The sequence below is a fragment of the Rufibacter immobilis genome (genome assembly GCF_003721565.1).
GTDB classification, from domain to species: Bacteria; Bacteroidota; Bacteroidia; order Cytophagales; family Hymenobacteraceae; genus Nibribacter; species Nibribacter immobilis.
The window spans coordinates 479588-493807 of sequence record NZ_RJJE01000009.1 but is presented as its reverse complement, the minus strand read 5'-3'; the positions used below and the strand labels follow the sequence as shown (position 1 = coordinate 493807).

Annotated in this window: 13 protein-coding genes; 6 read left to right on the top strand and 7 right to left on the bottom strand. The window is 51.7% G+C overall.

The genetic code is table 11. The features are described 5' to 3' along the window. Positions 1 to 52: 52 nt before the first annotated feature. The 5 genes from EFA69_RS09305 (at position 53) to EFA69_RS09285 (ending at position 6254) form a co-directional block, all read left to right on the top strand. A complete protein-coding gene (locus EFA69_RS09305; RefSeq protein WP_123132819.1) occupies positions 53 to 760 on the top strand; it encodes an endonuclease III domain-containing protein in 708 nt (235 codons plus the stop codon). A 408-nt stretch (positions 761 to 1168) separates the two neighbouring features. Beyond that, on the top strand, positions 1169 to 3616 hold the full coding sequence (locus EFA69_RS09300; RefSeq protein ID WP_123132818.1) for a TonB-dependent receptor: 2448 nt from the start codon (positions 1169 to 1171) through the stop codon (positions 3614 to 3616). 444 nt (positions 3617 to 4060) lie between these two features. Then, entirely contained in the window at positions 4061 to 5041 is a 981-nt protein-coding gene (locus tag EFA69_RS09295; RefSeq protein WP_123132817.1) for a radical SAM protein, read from the top strand. Between the two features lie 276 nt (positions 5042 to 5317). Then, the gene (locus tag EFA69_RS09290) at positions 5318 to 5845 is read left to right on the top strand and encodes a gamma carbonic anhydrase family protein (RefSeq protein ID WP_123132816.1); all 528 of its coding nucleotides are present in this window, start codon (positions 5318 to 5320) and stop codon (positions 5843 to 5845) included. A gap of 124 nt (positions 5846 to 5969) precedes the next feature. Further along, positions 5970 to 6254 carry a hypothetical protein gene (locus tag EFA69_RS09285; protein WP_123132815.1) on the top strand — a complete coding sequence of 95 codons (285 nt, stop codon included), beginning with the start codon at positions 5970 to 5972 and terminating at the stop codon, positions 6252 to 6254. A gap of 47 nt (positions 6255 to 6301) precedes the next feature. Here the strand turns inward: EFA69_RS09285 and EFA69_RS09280 are convergent, their stop codons facing one another. The 6 genes from EFA69_RS09280 to EFA69_RS09255 all read right to left on the bottom strand — a co-directional run bounded on the left by EFA69_RS09280 (position 6302) and on the right by EFA69_RS09255 (position 12532). After that, positions 6302 to 7711, bottom strand: coding sequence for a glycoside hydrolase 5 family protein (locus EFA69_RS09280; protein ID WP_183906732.1), 1410 nt, complete (start codon positions 7709 to 7711; stop codon positions 6302 to 6304). An 18-nt stretch (positions 7712 to 7729) separates the two neighbouring features. Beyond that, positions 7730 to 9067 (bottom strand): DUF2254 domain-containing protein, encoded by a 1338-nt coding sequence (locus EFA69_RS09275; protein ID WP_183906731.1) that lies wholly within the window; start codon positions 9065 to 9067, stop codon positions 7730 to 7732. 196 nt (positions 9068 to 9263) lie between these two features. Further along, positions 9264 to 9848, bottom strand: a complete 585-nt coding sequence (locus tag EFA69_RS09270; protein WP_123132813.1) for a Pycsar system effector family protein — start codon at positions 9846 to 9848, stop codon at positions 9264 to 9266. A gap of 170 nt (positions 9849 to 10018) precedes the next feature. Further along, a complete protein-coding gene (locus EFA69_RS09265) occupies positions 10019 to 10576 on the bottom strand; it encodes an NUDIX hydrolase (protein WP_123133435.1) in 558 nt (185 codons plus the stop codon). Positions 10577 to 10710: 134 nt separating this feature from the next. Beyond that, positions 10711 to 11526: a TIGR04290 family methyltransferase gene (locus EFA69_RS09260; protein ID WP_123132812.1), complete on the bottom strand. Its 816-nt coding sequence runs from the start codon at positions 11524 to 11526 to the stop codon at positions 10711 to 10713. 202 nt (positions 11527 to 11728) lie between these two features. Then, positions 11729 to 12532 (bottom strand): class I SAM-dependent methyltransferase, encoded by an 804-nt coding sequence (locus EFA69_RS09255; protein ID WP_123132811.1) that lies wholly within the window; start codon positions 12530 to 12532, stop codon positions 11729 to 11731. A 285-nt stretch (positions 12533 to 12817) separates the two neighbouring features. Between EFA69_RS09255 and EFA69_RS09250 the strand changes: the two genes are divergently transcribed. Then, entirely contained in the window at positions 12818 to 13564 is a 747-nt protein-coding gene (locus tag EFA69_RS09250; protein WP_245964530.1) for a polysaccharide deacetylase family protein, read from the top strand. 73 nt (positions 13565 to 13637) lie between these two features. Here the strand turns inward: EFA69_RS09250 and EFA69_RS09245 are convergent, their stop codons facing one another. Then, positions 13638 to 14207 (bottom strand): transposase, encoded by a 570-nt coding sequence (locus EFA69_RS09245; protein WP_123132809.1) that lies wholly within the window; start codon positions 14205 to 14207, stop codon positions 13638 to 13640. Between the last annotated feature and the right edge of the window lie 13 nt (positions 14208 to 14220).

The following is a 14220-nucleotide window of genomic DNA, read 5'->3' as shown; positions in this document are numbered from 1 at the left end:
TCTTGCGTAAACTTTACCAAGGGGGGCGCGTTTAGAGGAAAAATCACAGACTATGGCTGACGCTCAGCAGCAACTTCCTCCGGCAGAAAAAATATGGCAAGTTCATATACGGTTAAATGAAGTTTTCGGTCATCTCTCGGGCCATCCGCGCCGCGACCCCATGCGCGAGCTCATTTCCACCATGCTCTCGCACCGCACCACCCACGCCAACGAGGAGAAGGCGTATTTCCAGATGCTGGAGAAGTTCCCCACCTGGGAAGAAGTGATCAATGCCCCCGTAGACGAACTGACTGAAGCTCTGGCCCCGGCCGAGTTCCCCGGTGCCAAGGCGCTCAACATCCAGAAAGCTTTAAAAATTATTCAGGTCGACCACCCAGATTACAATCTTGATTTTTTGCGGGAGATGGAGGTGGAGACAGCCATGGACTGGCTCATGGCGCTGCCCGGGGTGGGGCTGAAGACTGCCACGCTGGTGCTGCTGTTCAACTTCCATAAACCGGTGTTTCCGGTAGACACGCACGTGCACCGCATTAGTCAGCGGGTGGGGCTCATTGGGGCCAAAGTCACTCATGAGAAAGCCCACCAGATTCTGCTGGACCTGCTGCCCAAAGACGCGCTGGTGCTCTACAACCTGCACCGCCATATGCTCAAACACGGTCAGAAAATCTGCACCTGGCGCGCCCCCAAGTGCGAAGTGTGCGTGCTGCAGAACCTGTGTAATTATTATGCCGAGGTACGCAGCAAGGGGATTGACCAATGAATTCCGTTTAGCGGCCGTTTTTGCGAAAACAGACCTAAAACAGGAGTTGCCTTGGGAGCCGCATTATAGAGGTAGCTGTCATGGTGCTAATTGAATGCGCGCAAACCCACCCCACCCCCTCCCAGGAGGGGAGTTCTCCTGTAATGCGCTTTGAAATGAATGCGGTAAAAACGCCTCTAGATGTAGGATGAAGAAGAAGGTCGTTATACATTACTCGTGCAGGATTCCCCTCCTGGGAGGGGTAGGGGTGGGTTCTACATCAGCAGAGCAGATATGAGCATAAGGGCAGCCGTTTTTGGCGTCCTTTTCAGAATTAACGCCAAAAACGGCAATCATTCTTCCTCGTAAAACAAAACCAGGCGTTGCTGGTTTGCATCCTGAAACGTCAAGACCTTTCTTTACCGTAACATGGCTAAATTTTATACGCTTTTCTACACACTGCTTTTCTTCGTGTCATTTCAGGTGCAGGCCCAGAGCACGGGTAGAATCACGGGTGTAGTGCGCGATAGAAATACCCAGGAACCGGTCATTGGCGCTACTGTGGCGCTGGAGGCTACCACCATTGCCGCCGCTACCGACGCGCAGGGCCGTTACCGGCTGGAGAATGTGCCCACCGGCAGTTACAACATCAGGGCTTCTTTTCTGGGTTACGAGCCGGTGACCCGGTATAATGTGCCGGTGACTTCGGGCAACGCCCTCACCCTGAACCTGGAGCTTACGCCCAGCCAGAACCGGTTGCAGGAAGTGAACATTACCGTAGACCGTTCCATCAGGGCGGCTTCCATTGAAACCCCTTTATCCATTCAAAGTCTGAGCAGCGAGGAAATCAAGAGCAACCCCGGCGGGAATTTTGATATTTCCCGCGTAATTCAGACGTTGCCGGGCGTGGCCGGGGCGGGCAGCACGGGAGCCGGTTTTAGAAACGACATCGTGATCAGGGGCGGCGGGCCCGGCGAGAACGTCTTTTTCCTGGATGGAATTGAGATTCCGGTCATCAACCACTTCTCCACGCAGGGCAGCAGCGGCGGTCCGCAGGGTATCTTGAACGTGTCGTTTATTGAGGACGTGACCCTGAGCACCAGCGCCTTTGATGCCCGCTATGACAATGCCCTCTCCAGCGTGTTCCAGTTTAGGCAGCGTGACGGCAACCCCGACCGCCTGCAGGGCAACGTGCGCCTGAGCGCGACGGAGTTGGCCGCTACGCTGGAAGGTCCGCTCGCGCCTAAGACCACGTTCCTGGCTTCGGCGCGCCGTTCTTATTTGCAGTTGCTGTTCAAAGCCATCGATTTACCCATCAGGCCTAATTACTGGGATTTCCAGTACAAGGTCACGCACCAGTTGGATTCTAAAACCACCCTCACGGCCTTGGGTATTGGCGCTATTGACGATTTCAGTTTCGCGGTGCCCAAAGAGTCTTCGCCGGAGAAAGAATACGCGCTGCGGTCTAACCCGCTCATTAACCAGTGGAATTACACGGTGGGGGCGAGTTTGAAACGCTCTTTGGAGAACGGTTTTGTGCAAGTGTCTCTCAGCCGAAACGTGTTTGAGAACCGCCTGGACCGCTTTGAGGACGCGCAGTACGGGGATGAATCCAGGAGGGTGCTCAAGGCGCGGTCGCAGGAAAAGGAGAACAAGCTGCGGGTAGACGTGAACAAGTTTGTGGGCAGTTGGAAGTTCTCGTACGGTGCCATTGGCCAGTACGTGGGCTATACCAATGACTTCTTCAGCCAGATACGGCAGGAAGTGCGGGACCAGAACGGTGCCGTGGTGCAGCCCCGCGTGGTGCTGGATTTCGACACCGATTTAAATTTCTTCCGCTACGGCGTGTACGGGCAGGCCTCTAGGAGCTTTTGGCAGGACAAGCTGAGCCTTTCCTTGGGCGTGCGCTCCGATATGAACTCGTTCACCACCGATGGCAACAACCCACTGGAGACGCTTTCGCCGCGGGCGTCTGCCTCTTACGCCCTTGCCGAACGCTGGAAACTGAACGCCTCGGTGGGCACGTATTACCGGCTGCCTATTTACACGGTGCTGGGCTACAAAGATGCCGCCGGTGCCTACGCCAATAAAAACAGCGACTACATCAAGTCCACGCACTACGTGGCCGGCGTGGAGTTTTTGCCGTCCATTGCCAACCGCCTCACCGTGGAAGGTTTCTACAAACGCTACGGCAATTACCCGGTTTCTTTGCGTGACGGCGTTTCTCTGGCGAATCAGGGCATTGAGTTCGGGGCGATTGGGAACGAGGCCGTGGCGAGCTTAGGCAAAGGTCGGGCTTACGGGGCCGAATTCTTTTTCCAGCAGAAGCTCACCCGCGGTCTGTATGGGCTGTTCTCCTACACCTTGGTGCGCAGTGAGTTTACCGGCCTGAATAATGACAACTACATCGCCTCGGCGTGGGACAACCGGCATCTGGTGTCGGCGTTGCTGGGCTGGCAGTTCGGTAAAAACTGGGAACTGGGCGGGAAATACCGCTTCGCCGGAGGCTCGCCCTACACGCCGTTTGACCTGGAGGCCTCGCAACAGAACTACGCCTCGCTGGGCACCGGTCTGCTGGACTATGACCGCCTGAACACGCTTCGGCTGCGCTCCTTCCAGCAGCTGGACGTACGCCTGGACAAGAAATGGAACTACAAACGCACCACCCTGGACCTGTATGTAGACATCCAGAACATCTTCCGGTTCAAAGGTCCGTCCTTACCGCAGTACACGTTCAAGCGCACCGCAGATAACACCGGTTTCGCCACTACAGACGGCCAGCCGCTGCAACCCAACGGCAGCAACGCCATTCCATTGATTTTGGACGAGGATGACGTGACGTTTTTGCCTACCATTGGGTTTGTGCTGGAGTTTTAAGTTACCGTTTAGGGGCTGTTTTTCCGAAATCAGCCCCTAAACGCCTTGCTTCGGAGAGGGGATATTCTGCTAATGCGTTTTTAGGCTGGTGTTTTAAAAATAGGTTTAAAACGGAAAACAGATTTCACGCATTCCGTCCCCCTTTGAAGGGGGTAGGGGGATGACTACTCGTGCAGAGTTAAACATTCCCGAGGATCATTTTTTCTATTCCCCTTAGTTGAAGCTGATAGTTGTTCAACCGTCTTTATCATCCCCCTACCCCCTTCAATGGGGGACGCAGAAGCTCCTGCTGGTTTTAACTGTTGAAGGCATTTAGGGGCTATTTTTCTGAAAACAGGCTAAAAACAGGTGCGCTATTATAACAGGTGTACCATCCGCTTCGCCTTAATTCCGTAAGCAATGCGTACCTTGCAGGAGCCGAGGCATTCCGTTTAGAAAATTCGCATGCGCTTAATCCATCATCCCGTTCTGGCCAATTACTACGTGACGTACCGCTGCAACGCAAAATGCTCGTTCTGTGACATTTGGGAGAAGCCATCGCCGTATATTCAGCTGGAAGACGTGCGGCAGAACCTCACGGATTTGCGCAAGCTGGGCGTGAATGTGATTGACTTTACGGGCGGCGAACCCCTGCTGCACCGGCAGATAGACCAGTTTCTGGAAGTGGCGCAGGAATTGGGCTTCATCACCACCCTCACCACCAACGGACTGTTGTACCCCAAGTGGGCCGAGCGGCTGAAGGGCAAGGTAGACATGCTGCACTTCTCGCTGGACTCCGCCGATAAAACTGAGCATGACACCGGCCGGGGTGTGGCCTGCTTTGATTTTGTGCTGCAGTCTATAGAAGTGGCCAAAAGCCTAGGCGAGCGCCCCGATATCCTCTTCACCGTTTTCAAACACAACCTGTCCCAGATAGAGCGGGTGTATGAGGAGATCTGTGTGCCCAACAACCTGATGCTGCTTCTGAACCCTGCCTTTGAGTACAACCAGGTGGAGACCGGCGAGCAGCTTTCAGCGGAAGAACTGGATTATCTTGTCAAGTTCAGCAAACAGAAATTGGTGTACCTAAACGAAGCTTTCATTCAGCTGCGGAAAGACGGCGGCAACCACATAAACAATCCGGTCTGCAAAGCCGCCAGCACCACTCTGGTGATATCCCCGGAGAATGAGTTGGTGCTACCTTGTTACCACTTGGGCGCACAGAAATTCCCGATTAACGGAAAGCTGTACGCGCTGTACAAATCTGAAGAAGTAAAACAACTCATTGCCTTGGAAGGCCGCCTGCCCGCCTGCGAAGGCTGCACCATCAACTGCTACATGCAACCCAGTTTTGCGGTGGAGCTAAATTCTTACTGGTGGAAAGCCCTGCCCAGCACCCTCAAATACAACCTCCGCAAAGGCACCTGGAAGAAGATGCTGTCTTGAGGTCGTATCAGGTAGCGCATATCAAGTATCACGTAGCTCAAATTCAAAAGGCGAAGTTTGCATTTAGAGGGTGTTTTTCTGAAATCAAGCCGAAAACAGAACTTCAGATTTCATTCACTTAACTTTAAGGGGTTTCTATCCGGAAGGAGGGGAGGAATCCTTTCCTGTTTCGGGCCTGTTTTCAGAAAAACAGGCCCGAAACAGGAACCCGGCAAAGACAGCTTTTCCGCCACACTTCCTATCTTTGGTTCATTCCTAATTCCTAATTAAAAAACTATGGCGCTATTACTTCCTGTGAAAGGTATTCACCCCACCATTGGCCAAGATTGTTTTGTGGCGCCCAATGCTACCATTGTGGGTGATGTGGTGCTGGGCGACCAGTGTACTGTGTGGTTCAATGCCGTGATCAGGGGAGATGTGCACCGCATCCGCATCGGGAACAAGACCAATATTCAGGATGGGGCGGTCATTCACTGCACGTACCAGAAAGCACCCACCACCATTGGCAGTAATGTGAGCATTGGGCACAACGCGCTGGTACACGGCTGCACCGTAGAAGACAACGTGCTCATTGGCATGGGTGCCATTGTCATGGACAACGCGGTGGTGCAACAGCATTGCATTGTGGCGGCCGGGGCGGTGGTGCTGGAAAATACCGTCTGCGAGAGCGGCCACATCTACGCGGGTGTGCCTGCCAAGAAAGTAAAAGCCCTCACACCAGAACAAATCGCCGGAATGGCCAAAACCGCCGACAATTACGTGATGTACGCCAGCTGGTTTCAGGAAGGGGAAAAGGAAGAATAGTAATATTTGTAAAAGGAAGGTTCATTGCAGCTACCTTCTTTTTTAAAGCCTCTATTGCGTTTAGGAGCCGTTTTTCTGAAAACAGCCCCAAAACAGTTTTGCCGTTCTTCAGCGTATATGGGTTATGGATTTTGCCGCTTTTCAAAAGAGCATTAACAAGCAGACACTTCCTCAGGAGGCTTCGGTTTATCTGCAGGCTTTGTGGCAGGAGGCCCGGGGGCAATGGGAGAAAGCCCATGAACTTATTCAGGATTTGCCAGATACAAACGCCGCCTGGATTCACGCTTACCTGCACCGCAAAGAAGGCGACCTCTGGAATGCAGATTACTGGTACAGGCGCGCCGGTAAAACCAGACCTTCTGTTTCTTTGCAGGCCGAATGGGAGGAGTTGGTCCATGCTTTTCTGTAACCTTTCCTTCTTCAAGTTTCACCGCCAAGCGTTCAACCACCTACGCCTCAAGGGAGCTTGCTCACGGCCATGGCCAGGTCTGTTGTTACTTCTTTTACCGTAAAGCGGCAGATTGCCTCGGTTGCTTGAGTTTCAAACTGTTCCTGCTGATTCCCTAGCAATGTGTTCCAGGTGGTCACGCGGTAGCGTCCTGCCGCCAGGCCGGGAATCTGTACCTCTACCCAGAGCGGCGAGGCAGCAGGGTTCATGAGCCGTTTCCGCTGGTAAAGCGCATCGGTGCGTAAGAGCCACACCACAGCCTGCTGGTCATCGGCGGAGCCGAAAACCGCGAAAGCCGGTTCAGAGACTTTTATTTCATAGTTCAGGTTTTTACGCCGAAAGTTGGGCCAGTGAATCAATTCCAGAAAGCCTGCCATGTTCTTTTGGGCCATCCGCATGCCGGACGTTAAGGTGTGCGGGTGACGGTTAGGCCATCGCATACCACCGCCGGCCCCGCCGGAGGCCAGGTGCGCCCACTGGATGTGCCTGAAATATTCATCGTCAAACGCTGGGGCCAAGGTGTGCTTTCGGTCTTTGAACAGATGGATGGGGCCATGCTCACTGTCAAAGAAAGGACGGTTCTGGGGGGCGTGTTCCAGTGCTTCCCGTACCAGTTCCCCCACTTTTATGGCCGAGTCAATGGTGTTTTTAGGATAATCAATGGTGGTGGCATCATAGAAGTGCGTACTGGCAAAATCCAGCGACGGATGCCGGAAAATGGTGTCGGCCACGTCTGGGTGCGTGTGCAGGATGGGCCCGAAGATAGACACCGTCTGCGGATGGGAACGCCCGTACAAGCGTAGTTCCAATTCACGCACGTGCTGGCTTAACTCAGTGGCCACTTCAGAGAAACGCACCGAGCTGTTGCCCATGTGGGCGGGGTGCATCTCGTTCCAGAGGTCCCAGGCAAAGAGTACGCCGCTGCCACCCCAACGTTCTACCACAAAGCTGAGCCTCGCTTTAATGGCGGCCATGGTGTCTGGGCAGAGAAGCCACTGGCCGCGCGCGGCACAGGGACCCCCCAGGTTCTTGTTGTAGGGGTGGTGTTTCCAGCGTATCCACATCCAGAACGTGTCAAAGGGCGTGAGTAGGATGCGCAGCCCATGTTTGGCGCAGAGGGCGAAGAGGTCATCCCAGAGCCGTACCATGTTAGGCTGAAACTTTCCTACTGGTTTCTCAAAATACCTATTCTCCACCTGGGCATACTCCAGCATGAGGCGCAGGCAAGTAACCCCATGCTGGGAAAGGTACGCCAGGTATTCTTCTACGGCAGCCAGGTTTTTCCTTCGGAACAAGCCCTCCAGCTCGGGCCAGGTAATGGCGTCATTCTGCCCAACAGGTGTCCAGGGCAGACCATCTTCGGTCATGAAATAAGGAGCATTGGGGGCCACTTGCACCCAGGGGAGCGAGAAAGACATGGTAAATGGAGAAAGGAATTATGTTAAAAGCGTAATACCACTGGCCTGATCTGGAATCAAGGCATTGATGGCGGAGAGGACATGGTTTATTTCTGCCCTATCAGCTGGATTCTGAACGGTGCTGTGTGCATCATCTCTGATTACCTGGACCTGCTGCAGTAAGCTGTTGGTGTGTGCTTTCTGAAGCTGATCTGCATATAACATGTATTGAAGGCTCATGAGCAACTTACGCACTACCATCACGTCTCCTTTGCCATAGGTCCGAATGGGTGTGAGGAACTGGTAGAGCAATTTCGCAAGGGGAGTAGGGCGCTTGATGATTCGCAGTTCCTGTTTTTCGTCTAAGAGACAGCTAGGCGTAATGCTCTTCATGCGCTGGATAAGGAGCAAGGTAAGGAAGTCAAGAGCACCCATGGCGGTGCCAGGATCATTAATGCCGGGACTCAAGGCTTTTATCCCTACCTCGCTTATTTGCCGAAGTCCGTTTTCAAAGTCAGAACTTACCACTTCCTCCAAAGAGAACACAAAACAATCCTGTATTTCGTCCAGCAGTGCCTCTTGGTCCTGTATATCGCGGTTCGAGCGTAAAAACGGAAAACCGGGCACAATGAATTTCCCAATTGTTACCACCACCTCAAAAATAAGGTCTTCTCTCTGCGCCAGTTTGCTCAGGCTTTCCAGTTCTAGCAGGCGCAGATAGCCTCCTTCTTTGCTTTGCACATCAAACCAGCTCTCTGAGCCTTTGAAGTGTTTTAGAGCCTCATTTTCCTGAGTGGCTTTGGTTTCCTTCTCCAAGGCCGCCAGGGTAATGCCGTAAATACGGGTAAGAATAGTATCTGGCTTTATAGCGCGGGAAATGGAATGGATAAAATAGACAAAGAGGCCCACGCATGAAATGGAGAACAATACTCCCAGCAGAATACCTATCATGGGTACGCTGGCGTTATCTTCGCCCGGTTTGAAGCTCAGGAGAAGAATGAGGGTGTACAGAATGGTTCCTATATTCACCCCCAGCACTACCTGGTTCATTTTATCTGAGATAAGACCAGGCACTACCCTGGGGGTGAGGTTTGAGGTGGCTTGGCTTAACACAATCATCACCATTGAAAAACTGAATACCATTAATGTGATGGTGCCAGAGGCAATGGTGGTTAAGACAATACGGGCATTCTCCGGCTCGCTGTTTAACTGGGAAAGGAAGTGCCTCTCCAGGTAAATACCCCATGCGGTGCGCTCAAAATAAAGCGCGAAGAAGCCCAGAGACAGAAACCCTAAAGCAATAACTGAAGGCCAAAGAGCAATGCTGCCGGTAAGGGAAAGGTAGAGCTGGTTGAGCCTCTTATAGATCTTGTTCATGAACCCGGCAGGTAGTGGTTGTCCTGCAAGCCTAAACGTAAAGTATGCGGGCGTGGATGATGAATTAATACTGTAAATCAGGAAAGGCACATAATGGGTATTTTTCACCATTCCGCAAACAATTAGGCACGCCCATACTTGAACGCCCCGTTCAGGTACTGGCGTGCCAATGCTTTTTTGAATAAGAAAGTAGGGTCTAAAAGAAGAGCTGCGTAATCACGAAGGAAATAACGGAGATGATAAAGCCTACCATGAAGAACATGTAGGCAAACCGAAGGCTGGTGTATTTTTTCTGCAGCACCAGGCCCAGGTGGTAATTGTCTTTGATCATGCTCCCATACAAGGTCTTAGAGTCAGACATCAGTTCTGTGATACCGGCTTCATATTCCAGTAGCGTCATGCTATGATAGTCTCCGAAAAACATAAGGTTGAGCTTCTCGGCGGCGGGGTCTTTGCGAACTGGTGGGTTCTTCTTGATGCGCGGCATGGTCACCAGAATGGCCAGTACCATGGTGCTCAGAGAAGTGAACAGAAACAGAATGCTGGGGACCAGTAACTTGGGTTCTGAGTCCAGTTTCCGGAACAGCACAGAAAGCAGAATAGAAACAATGATGGAATTGATGGTAAGCAGAATGTGGGCTTTGTTGTCTGCCATGTCACTGAGCCGCATCTGGTTGGCCGCCGTGATCCTGAACATGGTTTCCACGCCTTTTCTGGACTTGTCAGATTTCTCTTTCTTCTTTATCTCCTCAGGGTATTGCCCTGCGTTCACGTCAGCCATTGCGCTGTTGCATTTAAAAGTAATGGAATGGTAGTGCCTGCGGTTTCTACGGAAGATGAGGAAGCCCGTTTAGCAGTTACCTCTCCTATACTTACTTTTGGCGCCGTGGTTGAGGTCTGGCAGCATTTTCTTTCCAAGAGAACAACTCTCCCTGCCTATGTCTTATTCTCTTAGTTGCTCTGCAGGTGGCGCAAGGCCAGAAAGCACAGTGCCACTGAGCCAGACACACAAATCTCGCCGTTCAGTACACGAGGCAGTACCTGATCCAAAGGAACACGCACCACTTCAATGTCTTCGGTGATGTCTAATACCTGTGCCTGCTCTACCCGCACGTTCTGGGCCAGGAACAGGTGCAGCCGGTTGGTGTCTTTGGCGGGGTTGTCATGCAGTACTCCCAGCGGAATAAGATCTTGGGTAAGCACGGCACCCGTTTCTTCCAGCAGTTCTCTTTGGGCAGCATCTTTGGCTTGTTCCTGGTCTGGGAAAAAGGAGCCGGCCGGTAATTCCAGAAATACATTTTGGGCAGCATGCTTGTACTGGCGCACAAACAGTACTTCGTTCTGCTCTGTGATAGGGAATACCAAAGCCCCGTCTGGCCGCTCACTCACAAAGAAGTCATCCACCTGGTGTCCGTTGGGCAGCTCTACTTCATCGCGGCGCAGCGTGTACCACTTATGTTTGAAGGCAATGTTGGAGCGCACTAAACGCCAGTGACGGGGAGAGGACATGGTTGTAAAAATAGTGTACGGCAAAGATGCTGTTTTTGGCCTGTTTTTGAAAAAACAGCCGCTAAACGGCAGCATCTTTTTTAGGGGAAGGCAGGGCAGGAGAAGTGATTTCTCTCCTGCCCTGCCTCTAAGGCTTACTGGGTAAGGGTCCGGTTTTTATCACTTACTTTGGCCGCCACGGCTTCTTGCCAGGCCTGACCGGTGGCAGACAATAACTCTGACTTGTTCCAAAGGTGGTGGTTGCTTAGATTGCTGGGGTCTGGCTCGCAGAGATAGACTTCATGGCCGGGTTTCTGGGTTACCTTAAGACCGCAGGAGCGCAGCATGGCTTCAATACAGGCATGGTTGGGGGCCCACCAATTGGTGACATCGCCGGCCAGTTTGTTTTCAATAAACGCCATCTTAGGGTAGCCGTTCTCCAGCATGATCTCGCGGCCGTGAAAATGAATGTCTTCGGGTAGCTGGGTTACTTCTTCACCGGGCATGGTCAGGGTCTGGAACACCAGGAGGCGCGTCACTTTCTGTGACAGGATGTCTAGCGACAGCAGCGGGTAACGCAGGTGGTAGAGCACGCCCATGTACCAGATCAGGTCAAACTTCTCCTGTAGGTGCGCCACATCGTAGACCTGTATCTGCCGGAACTCCACTTTGTCTTCCAGCCCGAATTGCTGAGCCACCCACTGGGCCTGCTTCAGGTAATGTGGGTCTACGTCAATGCCCAACACGGTAGCGCCCCGCTTGGCCAGCTCCACGGTATAGAAACCGGCGTTGCACCCCACGTCCAGCACGCGCCAGCCACTTAGATCCTGCGGAATGTAACTTTCTATCTGTTGCCATTTGAAGGCAGGAAAATCACCTAGTGTATGGTTAGGGGCAGTTTGGGTGCCGTCTGGAAGGTGCAGGTTATGAAACCAGGGGCCAAGATTGGCAATTTCCTGTGTTAAGTCCATGTGGTAGCGCTTGTGTTAAGGTTCATGCGCTTGTACGGAAAACAGGATAGGAAAAGTTATATGTTTCTGCGGAAGAGAGAAGGCTTGCCATGCAGCAGATTCAGAAGAAAGAAGAAAGCTCTGACTCGTTCATTGGGCTAAATCAGAACGGTTTTTGTAGAATTTTGGAGTAAGACAAACAATTCCCGAGGTAAAGAGGAGGTTATTGCTTTTTGATTATCCAAATGTCCTGCGGAATGCCTTTGCCTGGTTGAGGAAGTGGCTCCAGGTGTTCCAGTATTTCTGCTGGCGCGAATAACCGGTGCATGAAACCTGCCGGCTGGAACGCCGAAAAGGTTCTGTGCCCTTCCTTTACCTGGCCTCTCACCACCAGCTTCCCCGCCTCAAAGTTGGCTAGTTCAGGTTGGGTAAGTTTGCTTTTGAAGTTATTCCCCTGAGTGGTCAGGAACAGGATACCGCCAGGTTTCAATACGCGATAAAGCTCCGCAAACCATTCGTGGTGCAGGGGCTCAGAGAGGTGCGTGAAAATAGAAATCCCATAGATCACGTCAAAGAAGTGATTCTGGTAAGGCAGTTGAGCCGATAATGAGTTATGATTGAAGTGGATACCGGGCAAATGTCTGGTGCACCATTCAATAGATTTCTTGTTGTAGTCAGTGCCGAAAAATTCACAAATATGGTTCATGATCTCCGGCAAGTGACGGATGATTCTCCCTGGACCGCAGCCCCAGTCTAAAATCTTTTTATCGCTCAGGTCAACATGCCGTTGCAAATGGTCCGTCAACCATTTTGCTGTTTCTTGACCACCAAAATAGTATTTCTGGTAGTCTATCTGAAAGGACTCATAAATCAGGTAGTCGGGCGGAAGGGGTATCTGGGGATATGCCTTTTTGAACTCCTGATTGCTTTTCCGGTTCTGGTATGCCTGCATGTAAAAACGTACCCAATCTGTGAGGTACATTAACCCAAACCGTCGCAATAAATTAGAAATCTGTCCTTTTTTCATGCCGGAGCTGTGTTACAAGTCAATTGCCATTTCATGCCACTAAAACTCCGGAAGCCTGAGATAAACAAGAGGAAGGTTAGTTATGAGCTACCCATGGCAAGAGCTTTTATGCAAGCTAGGCAGTTTTTTAAAGAACCACATACCTGTGATGGTGGCCTTGACTAACTTGGAGGCTTCTGTCTAAATGATGTTAAAAATAGTTACTTTAGTGGAGATTGTACTTAGCAAAAATGCCTGCAAATGCTCCTGAAACGAATACCTGTCCTTTTGCTCTGTTTGTGGAGCTTGTCTTTGTCCGCGCAAGATTGGAATAAAAAGAAATGCGCCGTGGTGTTAACCTATGACGATGCCCTCCATGTGCATTTGAACAACGTGGTGCCCGCGCTGGACTCACTCAAACTGAAGGGAACGTTCTTTCTAACTGCCGCCGCACCGGCTTTTGCCAAACGCCTGCCTGAGTGGAAGAAAGTAGCCGCCAAGCATGAACTGGCCAACCACACGCTGTTCCACCCCTGTGAAGGCAACCGGCCCGGCCGCGAATTTGTGACCGAAGATTACAACCTAGCCACCTATTCTGTGCGCCGCATCATGGACGAGATAAAAATGACCAATACCGCGCTGGAAGCCCTGGACGGAAAGAAGGAGCGTACCTTTGCCTACCCCTGCGGTGATACCAAAGCCGGCGGCGTGTCTTATCTTGAGGGTCTGCAAAATGACTTTGTAGCGGCCCGCGGCGTACAGACCGAGATGGTCTCTCTGCAAACCCCCACTAATCTACACTTAATTGGGTGCTACGGCGTGAACGGCCAAACCGGTGACGAGTTGATTGCCCTGGTAAAACAAGCCATGGAAACCAACCGCATGATCGTGTTTCTGTTTCACGGCGTGGGTGGGGAGCATGGCCTCAATGTTTCGCTGGAGGCCCACCGCCAACTGTTGCAGTACCTGAAGCAGCACGAGAAAGACATCTGGAACCCCACGTTTCTGGAGGCCGCCCAATATGTGAAAGCGAAAGGGACTGCTAAGAAGTAACGCCTGTTTTCAGCGCTTCCGTTTTTGGCCTCTTTTTGGAAAAACAGGCCAAAAACGGAAGTGGTACTATTTCTTATTTGAGCCTATCAGTATCCCAGTTCAGCGGATTGTTTTGGATGTAATCTGCAAGGTGATGGTACTCCTTTTCATCTCTGATGATACGCTCCCAATAATTACGCTGCCATAGTCTCTGGTTGAAAGGAGGCCAATTTTGTGTCGTCACCCCGTGCGTATATTTCAACGTTGAGATAGACTTAAAAGCGCTGATGAGTAGGGGCAACCCTTGTGGTTGCCCTTGCGCTGGCAAACTGTCCTTAGCTTGCTCGTTAGCCGCTGCCATCTCTACCGCGTTTTGGGCAACCACAAGGGTTGCCCCTACAATCTCAATAATGCCATGGAAAAGGTTGGGCATGATGATATAGTCATGTAGCTTAATATTAGGGAAACGCATAGGTAGAGCTATCCATTCTTTTTCCACCATTTTACCTGCTGCATTTAGCACCATTTTGGATTCTATAATTCTCCCAAAGAGATATTCCTTCCCTTGCGTGCAAAGAGTGATGAAATAGAAGCCCGCCTGCCTATAGTCAAAGCCTCTGAGCCTGATGGATCTTCTATGATGTTGTAGCGGATCGTAAGTCATATTCCGGTATAGG